Here is a 16,072-nt window from a genome sequence, read left to right on the forward strand (position 1 = left end):
AATGCAAACTCTATTCGAACAGCTGGATTACTGTCAATCATACCAGGCTTAGGGCAACTTTATAATAAGCAAAAAGTAAAAGGAATCTGTTTCTTTGTGCTTGCTTGCGCCTTTGGTATTGTCTTCTATGACATTCTAAACATTGGATTCTGGGGACTTGCAACTCTTGGAACCTTACCTGGAGTGGATGATTCTAGAACGTTAATTGGTCAAGGGATTGTGGCCGTGTTCTTAACTTTATTTGCAGCTCTTTTTTATATATTAAACATCAGAGATGCGCGAAGGATTGCCAGAAGCAGACAGCAAGGTCATGAGCCATTAAGTCTAAGAGATGGGTTTAGACACTCGTGGGATAAAAGCTTCCCTTATGTCCTTATAACACCAGGTCTAATCCTGTTGTTTATTGCGGTCATTTTTCCATTATTATTTATGATCGTTCTTGCATTTACAAATTATAACTTGTTTAATGCGCCACCAAGGAATGTACTAGATTGGGTAGGGGTTCAGAACTTTATTGATTTAGCGACGATCCCTATTTGGCGAAATACATTTTTCTCTGTACTTTCCTGGACCATTGTGTGGACAGCTATAGCGACAACTTCACAAATCGTACTTGCCATGCTTCTTGCAGTCATGGTGAATGACAAGCGGGTTAAATTTAAACGTCTCATTCGTACGGTATTAATTCTGCCTTGGGCTGTTCCAAGTTTTGTGACGATTCTAATCTTTGCAGCGCTATTTAACGATGGTTTTGGAGCAATCAATCGTGACCTCCTAGAACCGTTATTTAATACGACAATTCCATGGATGACAGATCCATTCTGGGCGAAAATTGCGTTGATTCTTATTCAAACGTGGCTCGGGTTCCCATTTGTATTTGCTTTATTTACGGGAGTTTTACAAAGTGTATCTGATGACTGGTACGAAGCTGCGGACATGGATGGAGCCAGCCGTATCCAAAAGTTTCGTTTTATTACCTTGCCACATGTGTTGTTTGCAACAGCACCGCTACTAATCATGCAATATGCGGGTAACTTTAATAACTTCAACATTATTTATCTATTTAACGAGGGGGGACCACCAGTAAGAGGGCAAAATGCAGGTGGAACAGACATCCTCATATCCTGGGTATACAGCCTAGCCTTTGAAAACTCTCAGTACAGTATGGCAGCCGCAATCTCAATTATTATCGGTTTGATCGTTGCTGTATTCGCTGTTTTTCAATTTCGTAAAAGTAGATCATTTAAGGAAGGGGAGTAATGAGTATGAAACAAAAGACAAGATCGCGGATAGAAGTTGGGTTCATCTATCTCTTCATCGCATGTATGTTTGTTGTCATTGGTTATCCATTACTATGGACAATCGGACTTTCTTTAAATGAAGGAACCAACCTTTATAGCTCAAGCATTATTCCTGAGAACTGGTCTCTTGAGCATTACAAATGGCTTTTCTTCGATGAACAAAGCAACTACGTTCAATGGTATAAGAATTCACTCATTGTCGCATTTGCTACATCGATCTCAGCAACGATCATCGTTTGTTTAACATCATATGCTTTTTCAAGATATAAGTTTGTAGGAAGAAAAAATGGCTTGTACTTCTTTTTAGTTCTACAAATCTTCCCGGTTATTATGGCGATGGTTGCAATCTATGTTCTCTTAAATACAATTGGATTGCTTGATTCATTGTTTGGGTTGGTGTTGATTTATGTAGGTGGAGCGATTCCGATGAATGCATTTCTGGTAAAAGGATACTTTGACACGATCCCTAAAGAGCTAGACGAATCCGCCAAGCTGGACGGTGCAGGTCACTTTCGAATTTTCTTCACCATCATGTTGCCATTAGCTAAACCAATCCTTGCCGTGGTGGCCCTGTTTAACTTTATGTCGCCATTAATGGATTTTATCCTGCCACGAATTGTCTTAAGGAGTCCAGAAAATTATACACTGGCGCTTGGTTTATTTAATTTTGTGAGTGACCAGTTTGCTAATAACTTTACAAGATTTGCTGCAGGGACCGTTTTAATTGCAATTCCGATTTCAATTGTTTTCTTATTCTTACAGAGATATTTAATTTCAGGCCTTTCATCTGGTGCAACGAAGGGTTAATACGCTTAGAAAATGGGGTTAAAAGAGATGAAAAACCAATGGTGGAAAGAAGCTGTATGCTATCAAATTTACCCAAGAAGCTTTTATGACTCAAATGGTGACGGCATTGGGGATTTGCAGGGAGTCATTAAGAAACTAGATTATTTAAAATGGATAGGGATTGACGTCATTTGGATGAGTCCGATGTATGACTCACCGAATGATGACAATGGTTATGATATTCGAGATTACAAAGCGATTATGACAGAGTTTGGAACGATGGCTGATTTTGATCAGTTATTAGAGGAAGTACACAAGCGAGAGATGAAGATGATCATTGACTTGGTTATTAATCATACCTCAGATGAGCACGAATGGTTTGTTGAATCTAGATCTTCTACCACAAGTGAAAAACGAGATTGGTATATCTGGAAAGACGCAAAAGAAGATGGGTCTGAACCAAACAATTGGGCATCGATCTTTAATGGCTCAGCTTGGGAATGGGACGAAGAGACAGAGCAATATTATCTTCATATCTTCTCGAAGAAACAGCCAGATCTAAATTGGGAGAACCCAGACGTACGCCATCAGTTGTACGAAACGATGAATTGGTGGCTTGATAAAGGGATTGATGGATTTCGAGTGGATGCGATAAGTCATATTAAAAAAGTAGAAGGACTGCCAGACATCCCGAAAACAAGCGAAGATGAACCTTATGTTCAATCCTTTGACGGTCACATGAATCGTCCTGGGATTCAACCATTCCTGCAAGAAATGAAGCAACAAACACTGGATCAATATGATGTGATGACAGTAGGAGAAGCAAATGGTGTAAGTATGGAAGATCCTGATGACGTGCGCGCATGGGTTGGAGAAGAAGACGGAGTGTTTAATATGGTTTTCCAATTCGAACATCTCGGTTTATGGAGTAAAGATTCTAAACAAACACTTGATGTTCAGGCGCTTAAGGAAGCTCTTTCTAAATGGCAATATGGACTTGAAGGAGTTGGCTGGAATGCTCTCTTCATTGAAAATCATGATCAGCCGCGTTCCGTATCATCTTGGGGAGATGATACGGACTACTGGAATGTATGTGCAAAAGCATTGGGTACACTTTATTTCTTTATGAAAGGTACGCCTTTTATTTATCAAGGACAGGAGATAGGCATGACGAACGTCCAATTCCCTTCAATTGATGATTACGATGATGTGTCAATGCGTAATTATTACAAACAAGAGCGAGCGAAGGGCAAATCTCATGAAGAAGTGATGCAGGTTGTCTGGAGTCAAGGAAGGGACAATTCGCGCACTCCTATGCAGTGGTCAGACGTATCAAATGGGGGGTTCAGCACATGCGAACAAACATGGATGAAGGTGAACCCTAATTACAAACAGATTAATGTAAAAGAGCAAGAGAAGGATGACTCGTCTATTCTGAACCATTATCGTCGGATGATTGAACTTAGACAAAAGAACAAAACGTTCATTAATGGAGCCTATGAATTATGCGATGCGAACGATGAACGCATCTATATGTACAAACGATTAGACGAGAAAGCCACTTTTACAGTGGTTGTGAACCTTTCAGAAGAAAGCAAAGCATTTGAAAAGATCTCATTAGGGAGATGCGTGTTGAGTAACTATAAAACAAATACAAGTAATCAACTCCAGCCATACGAAGCAAGAGTTTATCAATCACTCTAGACAAATAGAGTACTCATTGTCATTATGAAAGAGTGTATGTAAATATATGCCTGCTTGTAAAGGATGGACACACGATGACAATCACTATAAAAGACGTTGCCAAACGGGCGAATGTAGCTCCTTCTACCGTTTCAAGAGTCATTGCAAACAATCCAAACATTAGTATGAGGACAAAGGAAAAAGTAAGAAGTGTGATGGAGGAGCTCGGTTATTATCCTAATGTAAATGCGAGAAACCTCGTAAATAACCGAACAAATGTAATCGGAGTAATTATGCCGAGTGCAAGCTATGCTCCGTTCCAAAATCCTTTTTTTCCTGAAGTCTTACGTGGTATCACGGCAGAAGCCAACGAAAAAAGATATGGACTATATTTGTCTACAAGTCAAACGGAGGAAGCCATTCTTGATGAAGTGAAGGATATGGTACACAGTCGTCGCGTGGACGGACTCATTCTGCTGTATTCAACCATTGATGATCCGGTCATCGACTTTCTTCTAGAAAAGTCTTTTCCGTTTGTAATTGTAGGACAACCTGCAGCGCAGCTGAGAGAATCGGTTTCCTTCGTAAACAATGATAATGTTCAAGCAGCAAAAATGATGACAGAGTACTTGCTGCTCCTAAAGCATAAACGGATTGCCTTTATTGGTGGTAGAAGTGATGCATTTGTAACGATTGACCGAAAAAGCGGCTACTGTGAAGCGTTAGAAGCAGCAGGAATTGAACTTGATGAATCATTAATGGTGTACCATGATGAAATATTTGAGGGTGGGGAGAAAGCCGTTATTGAATTGATGTCGAGAAAAACGCCGCCATCAGCCATGATTGTTACAGACGACTTAATGGCGTTGGGTGTCCTTCGCATGTTATTTAGTATGAATATTTCTGTACCAGATGACATGTCGGTCGTTAGCTTTAATAATGTGTTGATGTCAAAGCTCTCTACTCCCCCACTAACAACGTTAGATATTCGTATTTTTGAGTTGGGGTATAAAGCGGCTCAAATGGTTCGTCAACGAATTCTTGATCCCGAGACACCGCCCAAAGGTCTAATTGTAGATCACCACTTAATTCGAAGAGCCACAAGTAAAACATATGTAGAATAAAGACGAAAAAGCCTGTGAATGGGAAACAAATTCTCAGGCTTTTTTTCTGTAAATGAGGTCGTCCGTACTCTATGCCATATGATACAATGGGTAAAACTGTCATAAAAGGAGTGACCACAATGATTGATTATCTTCCTTATATGCTCATTATCCTTGGTGGAACGTATCTTATCGTATTCATTTTAAACGGTATCCTAGATACATTGTTTGGACTAGAGCCAAGTATAAAAAAATGGGCGCTATCTTCTGGTCTGATCACATTACTGATCTTGATTGCCATGCCTCTTCTTGGTGGATTGTTTGTGTCAGGCTACCAATAATGTTTCATTAGTTCGTGAGACCATGTCGGTTGTGTGATGGAACCCTTTGGAAGAAACTCCTTCATCACAGGCTTAATATCGAGGACAGGTGTGCCATCAATACAATCCAGATTTTCGACAAAGAGTGTGAGCCCCTCTCGTTTAATGATACGAGCAGTCGTCAGTCCTAATCGATTTGGTCTATTTTTGCCTCGCTGAGCAAAAATTCCTGTTAAGGGATAAGCTTCATTATTTCGTGGATGTCTTGCACCTATAATAATCTTATCCTCTTCCACTTCATGGAAATAAAAGATTACTTCTACATGAGAGAATGATTCGATCTCAAATAAAGATTCTTCTGAAAATGAATGATTAACCAAAATCTTTGATTGAACCATTCCCCAATGATCGTCTTTTACTTCGCTTCTTTCGCTTGCTACAAAGCCGATTGGCTCCATTTTGATCATTTTATCACTCCTCCTAAAAATATACAGATATAAGTATACTTATCATTGTACATAATACTCCTAAAAGTTTCTTTGAAAAAAATAAAAAAAATGCTTTATTTCTTTGATTAAGAGGCGTATGATCAGCTTTAGAAATAAAAGATGAGCGCAGAATATTTCGATTGAAATAACGGGGGAACCATTGAGTTTGTAAACTCTGGGGTTAATTGTTCACTTGCCTTTGTGTAAGGAATAACGGGCACTCTCAAGTCCGAATCCGTCAGCTAACCTCGTATGCGTATTTGAGAGAGAACGATCTATGCTGAAGCCAAAAGCTCCTAGATGATGCTCTCTTTTCTTGGAGTTTTTTTGTGCTGTTAAACGACCTTAGGAGGGTATGTAGAAATGAACATGGAAGAAAAAATTATGGTATGCCATATTTCAGAGAATCAAAACGGAGATCCTCTTGTTCAAAGAGGGGTACAGCTTTCACAAATGTTTGATTCTCCTTTATATATTTTGTATTTAAGTGGACAGTCTGAAGATGAGAATCGCTGCAAGGATCAATTGTCACGATTAGGCTGTCAGGATTTGGTCGATGATGAACGTATGAACTCGATCTTTCAAACGTATAACGGACAGGATAAGCTTCCGCAAATTATTCTAGATCAAGCACGTGAGAACAAAATCACGCAGCTTGTGATCAGCGAATGCAGTAAATCAAGATGGGAGCTTCTGAAAAAAGGAGATTTCATTAACCGTCTAGTAAGTAAGATGGGTGACATTGATTTGCATATCGTTCCTTCAAGCAGATAATAAGGAACAAGGGATGTGTAGGAGGAGAGATTCTTGAAAAAGCAATTTATCGTAATCGGTCTAGGACGTTTTGGTAGCAGTCTGACTAAGACATTAGTTGAGGCTGGGCATGAGGTTCTGGCTGTAGATAAAGATATTGATTTGGTTCAAAGTATGTCATCCATTGCTACACATGCCATTCAGGCCGACTCGACAGATGAAGAGGTATTGAAGGAACTTGGAGTAGGGAACTTTAGCCATGCCATTGTTGCAATTGGCGAGAACTTACAATCGAGTATTCTAACAACACTGCTCCTGAAGGAAATGAACATTCCTAAGGTGACGGTCAAGGCAAAGAACATTATGTATGGGAAGGTTTTAACGAAAATTGGTGCGGATCAAGTGGTCTATCCAGAAAGAGATATGGGTATTCGTTTAGGGAGACAGTTAAGCTCAGATAATTTAATTGATTACATTGAGTTGTCTCCTGACTATAACTTAGTGGAACTGAATGCACCGGCTGCAATGAACGGATATACGATTCAACAGCTTGATGTTCGTGCCAAATATGGCGTGAATATTATGGCTATCAAATCAGCAGACGGTATTAATATTTCACCATTAGCCGAAGATAAGATTCGAACAGGAGACACCCTTCTTATTATCGGAGCGAATGAAGATATTAGTGCGTTGGAACGTAAGTATGAATAACATGGAGCCCCATATTCATCAAAAGAATGTACTAAAGGTTAAACTTTCAAAGTTGACGAACAAGATGAGCCCACCACAATTTGTGATGCTCGTCTTTCTTTTTCTTATTTTAATTGGAGCGTTGTTATTAGCGTTACCTATCTCATCCGCAAGTGGACTATCAATTGGCCTGGTCGATGCATTGTTTACAGCAACTTCTGCCGTCTGTGTAAATGGGCTGGCGGTCGTTGACACTGGCACTGTATTTTCTACCTTTGGTCAGGTGGTTATAGCTGTCCTTATTCAAATTGGTGGACTTGGATTTATGACCATGGGTGTGATCATAGCCATTCTGCTCGGAAAACGAATCGGATTAAGGCAACGATTGATCATTCAACAGACAACGCAATCTAAGTCTTCTTCAGGGTTGGTAAAGCTATGTCTATACATTGTGTGTATTGCGTTTGCTTTTGAGATGGTGGCAGTAGCGATTTTAACCTTACGTTGGATGGGAGATATGGGTTTTTCTGATGCATTATACAATGCGATCTTTCATTCGATCTCGGCGTTTAACAATGCTGGATTCGCGCTTTGGTCGGATAGTCTCTCTGAGTACGTAAACGATCCAATTGTGAACCTTACAATCATCTGGTTACTTGTGAGTGGGGGCTTAGGTTATATCGTTATTGTGGAATTAATTCGAAAGCGAAAGTGGAAGCCTTTATCCTTACACACTAAAATTGTGTTAGTGAGTTCAGGCAGCTTACTTATGATAGGGTTTGTTCTTCTCTTTGCTTTAGAAACCTTAAACCCGCAAACATTTGGTCAATTAAGTGTATCTGAACGAATCTGGTCTGGATTCTTTCAAAGTGCAACAGCGAGAAGTGCCGGGTTTAACACGATAGATATCAGTTCTATGCTGTCAGCTTCTCAGCTTGTGTTAATCATACTGATGTTTATTGGTGCTTCTTCTGGGGGAACTGGGGGTGGCATTAAAACAACTACGTTTTTTGTGTTAATCCTAGCTACCATTAACACATTCCGTGGTGGAGGCCAAATCCATGCATTTGAACGCAAGATCTCAACGGATGTAATCATGCGAGCACTTGCAGTCGTGATGAGTTCCATTTTGTGTGTGCTTATTGTCGCATTGCTCTTGACCGTAACAGAGGGGATCTACGAAGAGCATTTTATGGAGGTTCTTTTTGAAGCGACATCAGCATTCAGTACGGCTGGACTTTCCATGGGACTTACAAGTGAACTGACGGATGCAGGAAAAGCAATTGTGACAGTCACGATGTTTGTAGGCCGCTTAGGACCACTGACGCTTGCTTATGCGTTAGCCGAGAAGAAGCGCAAGTCTAAGCTTGGATATCCAGAAGACCATGTGTTAATTGGATAAGAAAAAAGATGGCGGAATCCTTTTTAGGAATTCGTCATCTTTTTTTTGTCGCTATGCAAATAATTCTTCTGTTAAATCTGAATTCACGCCAATTCCTGCCTTATGTCCAGATGCTGCTGAGACAATAAGCTGAGAATAGGCGGGGCTAATCGCATCTCCAGCTGCATAGATGTTTTTTATTGATGTACGACCAAAGTCATCAATAATCAATGCGCCATGCTCCGTTAACTCAAAGTTCATCTTTTCTCTAAGTGGGTTGAAAATAAAAGTAGGCGCCACAAAACCTCCAGAACGATGAAGCTTTGTGCCATCCTCAAACGTAACGCTTGAAAGCTGTCCATTTTCTCCTGAAAGCTGCACAATTTTTTTAGTATTGATTCTAATGCCCTTCGCTTCGAGCTTTTGTCTTACGTCAGGCTCTATTTTAAATTCGGATCCATTTGTCGCTAACACTAGATCCTTTGACCAATTGTAGAGGACTTTCGCCATATGACTGGCATGCTCTGTATCATTAATGATAATGAGAGGCTGATCTTTTAATTCCCAGCCATCACAATAAGGACAATTAAAAACACTTTTTCCGTAAAAGTGGTGTATTCCTTCTATGGAAGGGAGAGACTCTTTAAAACCGACGGCAAGAATTAATTTTTTTGCATAATAGGTTTGATCATCAGTTGTTGTAAGGGTAAAGAAAGAATCGTCTTTAGCAGGTGTGATGCTTAAAACCTTCTGATCAACGATTGTAACAGATGGGTATGCCGCTACATCCTCGCGACCTAGTCTTCTAAGCTCAGAGGGTGTTGTACCGTCCCTGGTGAGGAAGCCATGAGATTCATGTGTCACTTGATTACGGTTCGTTGCATCATCAAATAGCAGAACGTTTCTACGGGATCTTCCGAGAACGAGGGCTGAACCTAGCCCGGCTGGACCTCCTCCAATGATCGCACAATCCATAATTTTATCTGGTTGCATTTTATCGCCTTCCTTCACGTATATTATAGATACTGTATATCTATAATAGGTGAAATCGTCTAAAAAAGCAAATGCAACACTACTGTTTATTGACGCTTGCGATTGTGAATTGAGATAATACCATTAACTACATTAAAATGCCGGGTGATGAAATGAATTATTCAAAGGGAACAAACTATGCGTTACACACGATGTTGTATTTAGCTTCGCAGGACGATAACCCAATCATTGGAGTTCAAGAACTAGCGGATCATCAAGGAGTATCGTCATCTTATCTTTCGAAGATATTGACGAAGCTTACAAAACAAGGACTGATCGAATCTCACTCAGGTGCACAGGGCGGTTATCGTCTAAGCAGGGATAAATATACAATTTCGTTTCTGGAGATTATTCAAGCGATTGAAGGGAACGCTCCCTTATTTAAAGGCTGTGAAAGTAATAAGCCAGGTTGCTTAATCGAAGACGTCATGATGAATTCCGAGAAAAAGATGGATGAATACTTACAGTCACAGATGATTGGGGATATTGCAGATAAAGGCAAATTGGCACAGAAGTAAACTTATTTTATTCTTTTTTTGAAAAACCGTATCTTAATGAACGGTTTTTTCGTTTATATAAGTGAAGTCAAAGAGATGGAGGTAGACATGCGATCAACAGTCCAATGTACTCAGGATATCGGGAACTTTGAAGAACTGGTTTCTCCGCATCTAAAGTCATTAGAGAGATACTGTCACTACATTGCCAATACAAAATGGGACGCTGAGGATCTGATGCAAGAAACGTTAGAAAAACTGTATCGTTATTCACTCCATAAACAAGTGCCGGTTTCCAAAGCTTACTTACACAAGATCGCTTCTAATACTTGGACGGATCGCTTACGCAAAAAGAAGATTGAAGAAGTGCTGACTGAGCATAAGGATGTGATTTCAGGTGATGCTAGTCCGACAACTGGCATCGCTGATGAAGCGATTGAACAATTGCTAAAATCCTGTACACCAAAGCAACGAACCGTGTTTTTATTTGTTGAAGCATTAGGCCTTTCCTTAAAAGAAACGGCTCGTGTTCTCGGAATGTCTGAAGGGTCCATTAAATCGAGCTTACACAGAGCAAGGAAGAGTGTTCATGCTAATTTATTTAATGAGCGAACGATAGAGGAAGAGGTCGTTTCGCAGTATCGGACGATCTTAGCAAATGGAGATGTGAGTACATTACTTCGCCTTTATTTTGCAGAGAATAAACAAAGAAAACAACCAAGAATGGCCGTTACATCATTTTCAAGTTGTCTTCAGATGGCCGCTTAAATGAAGGGGGATTATTCATGACGAATGTGGTTCCATACGTTGTTGAAAAAACAAGCCAAGGGGAAAGAACGTATGATATTTATTCACGATTGCTTAAAGACCGAGTTGTCTTTCTTGGTTCAGAAGTGAATGACCCAATTGCAAATAGTATCGTTGCACAGTTATTATTTCTTGCAGCAGAAGATCCTGAAAAAGATATTTCTCTCTACATTAATAGTCCTGGAGGTTCAACCTCAGCTGGAATGGCTATTCTTGATACGATGAACTTAATTAAACCTAAGGTGCAAACAATCTGTTTAGGTATGGCTGCTTCAATGGGTGCAATTCTCTTAACTGCTGGAACAAAAGGAAAACGGATGGCGCTTCCAAATAGTGAAATTATGATCCATCAACCTTTAGGAGGTGCGCAGGGTCAAGCGGCCGATATTGAAATCAGTGCTCGCCGTATAATAAAGCTTCGAGAGCAGCTAGAGGAGTTTTTAGCAAGTCAAACAGGCCAAGCGAAAGAAAAGGTATCCAAAGATATGGATCGCGATTATTTTATGACTTCAGAAGAAGCACTCGAGTACGGCCTCATTGATAAAATTATTACGTCCGAATAAGCGATTGGCGCACCTTTAAACGTGCGCTCTTTTTTACGTTAAAAAACTAAAACCTATTTGACACATAGGAATGATGAAGTTAGGATAAAGTAGTAGATTAATATGGGAAAGTACATAGTAATTTCAACTAATAATAAGATGATTGTAGATTATCTTTTTTGTGAGGTGGAAATCGTTGCAACTTCATATTCAGAATAGTCCTTTTTCTCAAGAGCAAGTTGACTTATTGAATCAATTAATACCCACATTAACAACTGAACAAAAGATTTGGATTAGTGGCTTTTTAGCAGCTAGTCAAGCTACTGCCAGTACAATTGAGCCTTTGACCCAGCAGCCTACACAGCAAACAGATGTGGCTCCGGTATCAAAAGAGATCACGATTCTATACGGCTCACAAACAGGGAACGGCCAGAGCTTATCGGAAGAGTTTGGATTAAAGCTCGAAAGCAAAGGTTTTAAAGTAACTGTTTCTTCGATGAGTGAGTATAAGCCAAAAGAGTTAAAGAATCTATCAAACTTATTAATTGTTGCAAGCACGCACGGTGAGGGAGACCCACCGGATAATGCTTTATCCTTTATTGAATTCCTTAATGGAAGAAAAGCGCCAAAGCTAGATAATTTGCATTATTCTGTTCTTGCGTTGGGTGATACCTCTTACGAATTCTTCTGTAAAACGGGTAAGGATATTGATCAACGCTTAGAGGAGCTTGGAGGTAAAAGGCTCTATCCTCGAGTGGACTGTGACGTTGATTTTACAGATGATGCCGAAGAATGGTTTGAAGGTGTATTTAGAGGAATAAGTGATGTTACAGAAGTGGGTTCTTCAGGGGATGTTGCTGTAGCTGATACTCAAACACAAAGTGCTGATCAAACATCCTACTCAAGAAAGAATCCTTTCCAGGCGGAGGTATTAGAAAATATCAACCTTAATGGTCGCGGATCCAATAAAGAAACAAGACATATTGAACTCTCATTAGAGGGATCTGGTTTAATTTATGAGCCGGGCGATAGTCTTGGAATATTCCCGTTAAACAACGTATCCATAGTTGATGAACTATTACGAGTAACTGGGTATAACCCGGAATTATCAATTCAAATCAACAAACAAGGTGATCTTCTTTCATTAAGAGAGGCCCTGATCAGTCATTACGAAATTACAGTTCTTTCAAAGCCTTTATTAGAAAAGTTCGTTCCGTTTGTAACGAATGAGGAATTAAAGAGCTTACTTGATCCGGAGCATGCGGATGAGTTAAGAACGTATTTATCTGGACGAGATCTTATTGATCTAGTAAATGATTATGGTCCGATCCAAGCAGATGAAATTGAGTTTACGTCCATTTTACGGAAGATACCACCTCGCCTCTATTCTATTGCGAGCAGTTATGAGGCCAGTCCTGACGAAGTTCACCTAACCATCGGTGCCCTTCGATATGAATCGCACGGCAGAGATCGAGCTGGCGTTTGCTCAGTACAATGCGCTGAACGCTTAGAGCCTGGTGATACAGTTCCAGTTTTCATTCAGCGAAATCAAAACTTCAAGCTGCCAGAAGGTGAACAAACACCAGTTATTATGGTGGGTCCTGGTACAGGAGTCGCGCCATTCCGTTCATTTATACAGGATCGTGAAGAACGTGATGTGTCAGGGGAATCATGGTTATTTTTTGGAGAACAGCATTTTATGACTGATTTTCTATATCAAACCGAATGGCTTAAATGGCTAGAAGACGGCGTATTAACAAAACTAGATGTCGCCTTTTCAAGAGATCAAGAACAGAAGATATATGTTCAACACAAAATGCTTGAACACAAGGAAGAGCTTTTTAGATGGTTGGAAGCAGGTGCTGTGGTTTATGTGTGTGGTGATGAGGCACACATGGCTCACGATGTGCATGCCACACTTTTATCCATTTTACAGACTGAGGGTGGATTAACCTCTGACCAAGCAGAATCGTATCTTGCAGACATGCAGCAGCAGAAACGTTATCAGAGAGATGTCTATTAAGACGGTGGAAGGAGAATATCATGGTTAAGGTAGATAAGATTCATGCACAGGAAGGTCCTCCAAGTGATGTAGAACAAATAAAAGAAGAAAGCCATTATTTGCGTGGTTCACTAGCTGAAACGTTGGAGAGTCCTCTTTCAGCGGGAATTCCTGATTGGGATAATCGTTTAATGAAGTTTCACGGCAGTTACCTACAGGATGATCGGGATTTACGTAATGAACGCCGTAAGCAAAAATTGGAGCCAGCGTATCAATTTATGGTTCGAGTAAGAGCTCCAGGTGGTGTGGCAACTCCTGATCAGTGGCTAACGATGGATCGTTTAGCTAGAGAGTATGGGAACGGAACGTTAAAATTAACAACACGACAGGCGTTTCAAATGCATGGCATCCTTAAATGGAACATGAAAAAGAGCATTAAAGAGATTAATGATTCATTAATGGATACGCTAGCTGCATGTGGGGACGTAAACCGTAATGTGATGAGTAACCCAAATCCATATCAATCTGAGATACACGGGGAAGTATATGAATGGGCACGTAAATTAAGTGATTATTTGTCTCCTCGTACAAGAGCGTACCATGAAATCTGGTTAGACGAAGAGAAGGTAGTGGATAGCTCAGCTGATGAAGAACAAGAGCCTATGTATGGGAAGTACTATTTGCCGAGAAAATTTAAAATTGGTATTGCGATTCCTCCTTCAAACGATGTAGATGTCTACTCACAAGATCTTGGTTTTATTGCAATCGTAGAAGACCGCAAGCTAAAAGGATTTAATGTTGCAGTTGGTGGCGGAATGGGTATGACTCATGGAGATACGAATACATATCCCCAACTTTCACGCGTCATTGGTTTCTGTACACCAGACCAGCTGCTTGATGTAGCAGAAAAGATTATTACGATTCAAAGGGACTATGGAAATCGTTCGATTCGTAAATATGCTAGATTTAAGTATACAATTGATTCAAGAGGCCTTGAATGGGTGAAGCAAGAGCTGAATGATCGTTTAGGCTGGGAGCTTGAAACAGAGCGTGCATATCACTTCGAGCATAATGGTGACCGCTATGGCTGGGTTAAGGGAACGAACAATAAGTGGCATCTTACACTTTTTATTCAGAACGGGCGGATTGTAGATACTGACGATTATCCACTAATGACAGGTCTACGAGAGATTGCATCCATTCATACGGGTGATTTCCGTATAAGTGCAAATCAAAACCTAGTCATTAGTAATGTGACAAGTCACAAAAAACGTAAAATAAACGAGTTGGTTGAAAAGTATGGTTTAACAGATGGCAAAGAATACTCTGCTCTTCGGAGAAATTCAATGTCCTGTGTTGCCCTACCAACCTGTGGGATGGCAATGGCAGAATCAGAGAGATATCTGCCAGAGCTTATTACCAAGATCGATGTCTTATTAGAAGAATCCGGTTTAAAGGATGAAGAAATCGTTATCCGGATGGCTGGCTGTCCAAATGGGTGCTCACGGGCAGCGCTCGGTGAAATCGGCTTTATTGGTAAGGCTCCAGGTAAATACAATGTTTATTTAGGGGCAGGGTTTGCTGGAGAGAGATTAAGCAAGCTGTATAGGGAGAATATTGGAGAAGCTGAGATTCTGAGTGAACTCAAGCCAATCCTTGCTGATTATGCGAAGCATCGCGAGGATGGGGAACACTTTGGTGACTTTGTGATTCGAGCAGGATATGTAGCTAAGGTGAATTCAGGAACGGATTTTCATGAATAGTAGGTAGAAAGCCTTCTATACAGCGCCTTTCTCGAAAGGCGCTGTATTCTTAAAGTGTTTGAATTAATAAACTTTTAAAAAGTTGAAAGTTTTTTCGAGAAAACTATTGCTGCTTTTAAATGAACATGATATATTATTACTTGTCGTTAAGAGCGACACGATAACAACTGATCTTAAACAGGTTGCACGATGATTCACTTCATTGCATGCGCCCGTAGCTCAACTGGATAGAGTACTTGACTACGAATCAAGCGGTTAGAGGTTCGAATCCTCTCGGGCGCGCTTATCATTTTCTATTACATAGACTTCGGGAAGTAGCTCAGCTTGGTAGAGCACTTGGTTTGGGACCAAGGGGTCGCAGGTTCAAATCCTGTCTTCCCGATCATCATCTTTTATAACACGCGGGTGTAGTTTAGTGGTAAAACCTCAGCCTTCCAAGCTGATGATGTGAGTTCGATTCTCATCACCCGCTCCAAATTATATATTTGGCAGAACGTGCTTTTTTTATGTCTTTTTTTGGGCCTGTAGCTCAGCTGGTTAGAGCGCACGCCTGATAAGCGTGAGGTCGGTGGTTCGAGTCCACTCAGGCCCACCAAAAAAAGTTGTTGACAAACAAAACATTGTTTGATAAAATAGAAAAGTCGCTAAGGTAAAGCGATCATAAGTTCTTTGAAAACTGAACAAAAGCCAAGCGTACGAAGAGATACACGATATCTCATAAGTATAAAAAAGTCGTAGCTTATGCTACGCAATTGGAAAGTTGATGGAGACATCAACGCCAATTAATGATCTTTGATTAAGTTCAGACACATCCTGTGTCTAACATCAAAGCCAGCACTTCGTGTGCTAGTGAGCAATCAACTCACCACTTTTATGGAGAGTTTGATCCTGGCTCAGGACGAACGCTGGCGGCGTGCCTAATACATG

General features: G+C 40.4%; 15 protein-coding genes, 4 tRNA genes and 1 riboswitch. Of the genes, 17 read left to right on the plus strand and 2 right to left on the minus strand.

The features are described from left to right. Positions 1–12 precede the first annotated feature (12 nt). The 5 genes from JNO66_RS14995 (at position 13) to JNO66_RS15015 (ending at position 5,214) form a co-directional block, all read left to right on the plus strand. Positions 13–1,260: a carbohydrate ABC transporter permease gene (locus JNO66_RS14995; protein WP_203089392.1), complete on the plus strand. Its 1,248-nt coding sequence runs from the start codon at positions 13–15 to the stop codon at positions 1,258–1,260. A 5-nt stretch (positions 1,261–1,265) separates the two neighbouring features. Next, on the plus strand, positions 1,266–2,108 hold the full coding sequence (locus tag JNO66_RS15000; RefSeq protein WP_273753760.1) for a sugar ABC transporter permease: 843 nt from the start codon (positions 1,266–1,268) through the stop codon (positions 2,106–2,108). Positions 2,109–2,135: 27 nt separating this feature from the next. Next, positions 2,136–3,791 carry a glycoside hydrolase family 13 protein gene (locus JNO66_RS15005; RefSeq protein ID WP_203089306.1) on the plus strand — a complete coding sequence of 552 codons (1,656 nt, stop codon included), beginning with the start codon at positions 2,136–2,138 and terminating at the stop codon, positions 3,789–3,791. A 74-nt stretch (positions 3,792–3,865) separates the two neighbouring features. After that, a complete protein-coding gene (locus JNO66_RS15010; protein ID WP_203089308.1) occupies positions 3,866–4,894 on the plus strand; it encodes a LacI family DNA-binding transcriptional regulator in 1,029 nt (342 codons plus the stop codon). 119 nt (positions 4,895–5,013) lie between these two features. Beyond that, on the plus strand, positions 5,014–5,214 hold the full coding sequence (locus JNO66_RS15015; protein WP_203089310.1) for a hypothetical protein: 201 nt from the start codon (positions 5,014–5,016) through the stop codon (positions 5,212–5,214). On the opposite strand, the gene JNO66_RS15020 is transcribed toward JNO66_RS15015, so the two are convergent. Further along, on the minus strand, positions 5,205–5,660 hold the full coding sequence (locus tag JNO66_RS15020; protein WP_203089312.1) for an SAM-dependent methyltransferase: 456 nt from the start codon (positions 5,658–5,660) through the stop codon (positions 5,205–5,207). The genes JNO66_RS15015 and JNO66_RS15020 overlap by 10 nt on opposite strands. Before the next feature lie 136 nt (positions 5,661–5,796). Next, positions 5,797–5,953, plus strand: a riboswitch (cyclic di-AMP (ydaO/yuaA leader). 91 nt (positions 5,954–6,044) lie between these two features. Between JNO66_RS15020 and JNO66_RS15025 the strand changes: the two genes are divergently transcribed. The 3 genes from JNO66_RS15025 to JNO66_RS15035 all read left to right on the plus strand — a co-directional run bounded on the left by JNO66_RS15025 (position 6,045) and on the right by JNO66_RS15035 (position 8,526). Then, the gene (locus tag JNO66_RS15025; RefSeq protein ID WP_203089314.1) at positions 6,045–6,455 is read left to right on the plus strand and encodes an adenine nucleotide alpha hydrolase family protein; all 411 of its coding nucleotides are present in this window, start codon (positions 6,045–6,047) and stop codon (positions 6,453–6,455) included. Positions 6,456–6,488: 33 nt separating this feature from the next. Beyond that, the gene (locus JNO66_RS15030; protein WP_203089316.1) at positions 6,489–7,145 is read left to right on the plus strand and encodes a potassium channel family protein; all 657 of its coding nucleotides are present in this window, start codon (positions 6,489–6,491) and stop codon (positions 7,143–7,145) included. A 64-nt stretch (positions 7,146–7,209) separates the two neighbouring features. Continuing rightward, complete coding sequence (locus JNO66_RS15035; RefSeq protein ID WP_246483297.1) at positions 7,210–8,526, plus strand: TrkH family potassium uptake protein; 1,317 nt, start codon at positions 7,210–7,212, stop codon at positions 8,524–8,526. A 51-nt stretch (positions 8,527–8,577) separates the two neighbouring features. Here the strand turns inward: JNO66_RS15035 and JNO66_RS15040 are convergent, their stop codons facing one another. Beyond that, entirely contained in the window at positions 8,578–9,498 is a 921-nt protein-coding gene (locus JNO66_RS15040) for an NAD(P)/FAD-dependent oxidoreductase (RefSeq protein WP_203089318.1), read from the minus strand. 152 nt (positions 9,499–9,650) lie between these two features. On the opposite strand from JNO66_RS15040, the gene JNO66_RS15045 reads away from it, so the two are divergent. The 9 genes from JNO66_RS15045 (at position 9,651) to JNO66_RS15085 (ending at position 15,740) form a co-directional block, all read left to right on the plus strand. Further along, on the plus strand, positions 9,651–10,055 hold the full coding sequence (locus JNO66_RS15045; RefSeq protein ID WP_203089319.1) for an Rrf2 family transcriptional regulator: 405 nt from the start codon (positions 9,651–9,653) through the stop codon (positions 10,053–10,055). An 87-nt stretch (positions 10,056–10,142) separates the two neighbouring features. Then, complete coding sequence (locus tag JNO66_RS15050; protein ID WP_203089320.1) at positions 10,143–10,799, plus strand: RNA polymerase sigma factor; 657 nt, start codon at positions 10,143–10,145, stop codon at positions 10,797–10,799. Between the two features lie 17 nt (positions 10,800–10,816). After that, a complete protein-coding gene (clpP, locus tag JNO66_RS15055) occupies positions 10,817–11,401 on the plus strand; it encodes an ATP-dependent Clp endopeptidase proteolytic subunit ClpP (protein WP_203089321.1) in 585 nt (194 codons plus the stop codon). A gap of 175 nt (positions 11,402–11,576) precedes the next feature. Continuing rightward, on the plus strand, positions 11,577–13,403 hold the full coding sequence (locus JNO66_RS15060; protein WP_203089322.1) for an assimilatory sulfite reductase (NADPH) flavoprotein subunit: 1,827 nt from the start codon (positions 11,577–11,579) through the stop codon (positions 13,401–13,403). 20 nt (positions 13,404–13,423) lie between these two features. Then, a complete protein-coding gene (gene cysI, locus JNO66_RS15065; RefSeq protein WP_203089326.1) occupies positions 13,424–15,145 on the plus strand; it encodes an assimilatory sulfite reductase (NADPH) hemoprotein subunit in 1,722 nt (573 codons plus the stop codon). A 208-nt stretch (positions 15,146–15,353) separates the two neighbouring features. Further along, positions 15,354–15,427, plus strand: a tRNA-Arg gene (locus tag JNO66_RS15070). Positions 15,428–15,453: 26 nt separating this feature from the next. After that, positions 15,454–15,527: transfer RNA gene (locus JNO66_RS15075), tRNA-Pro, on the plus strand. A gap of 19 nt (positions 15,528–15,546) precedes the next feature. Further along, positions 15,547–15,620 (plus strand) — tRNA-Gly (locus JNO66_RS15080). Between the two features lie 43 nt (positions 15,621–15,663). After that, positions 15,664–15,740: transfer RNA gene (locus JNO66_RS15085), tRNA-Ile, on the plus strand. Positions 15,741–16,072 lie beyond the last annotated feature (332 nt).

It is taken from the genome of Alkalicoccobacillus gibsonii (assembly GCF_016798245.1).
GTDB classification, from domain to species: Bacteria; Bacillota; Bacilli; order Bacillales; family Bacillaceae_D; genus Alkalicoccobacillus; species Alkalicoccobacillus gibsonii.

What these genes read in the sequence shown, in the direction of transcription:
- JNO66_RS15050 (WP_203089320.1), top strand. Translation starts at nt 10,143, where the DNA reads ATGCGATCAACAGTCCAATGTACTCAGGATATCGGGAACTTTGAAGAA.
- JNO66_RS15015 (WP_203089310.1), top strand. Translation starts at nt 5,014, where the DNA reads ATGATTGATTATCTTCCTTATATGCTCATTATCCTTGGTGGAACGTAT.
- JNO66_RS15045 (WP_203089319.1), top strand. Translation starts at nt 9,651, where the DNA reads ATGAATTATTCAAAGGGAACAAACTATGCGTTACACACGATGTTGTAT.
- clpP (WP_203089321.1), top strand. Translation starts at nt 10,817, where the DNA reads ATGACGAATGTGGTTCCATACGTTGTTGAAAAAACAAGCCAAGGGGAA.
- JNO66_RS15010 (WP_203089308.1), top strand. Translation starts at nt 3,866, where the DNA reads ATGACAATCACTATAAAAGACGTTGCCAAACGGGCGAATGTAGCTCCT.
- JNO66_RS15005 (WP_203089306.1), top strand. Translation starts at nt 2,136, where the DNA reads ATGAAAAACCAATGGTGGAAAGAAGCTGTATGCTATCAAATTTACCCA.
- JNO66_RS15020 (WP_203089312.1), bottom strand. Translation starts at nt 5,660, where the DNA reads ATGATCAAAATGGAGCCAATCGGCTTTGTAGCAAGCGAAAGAAGCGAA.
- JNO66_RS15025 (WP_203089314.1), top strand. Translation starts at nt 6,045, where the DNA reads ATGAACATGGAAGAAAAAATTATGGTATGCCATATTTCAGAGAATCAA.
- JNO66_RS15000 (WP_273753760.1), top strand. Translation starts at nt 1,266, where the DNA reads ATGAAACAAAAGACAAGATCGCGGATAGAAGTTGGGTTCATCTATCTC.
- JNO66_RS15035 (WP_246483297.1), top strand. Translation starts at nt 7,210, where the DNA reads ATGAGCCCACCACAATTTGTGATGCTCGTCTTTCTTTTTCTTATTTTA.
- JNO66_RS15040 (WP_203089318.1), bottom strand. Translation starts at nt 9,498, where the DNA reads ATGCAACCAGATAAAATTATGGATTGTGCGATCATTGGAGGAGGTCCA.
- cysI (WP_203089326.1), top strand. Translation starts at nt 13,424, where the DNA reads ATGGTTAAGGTAGATAAGATTCATGCACAGGAAGGTCCTCCAAGTGAT.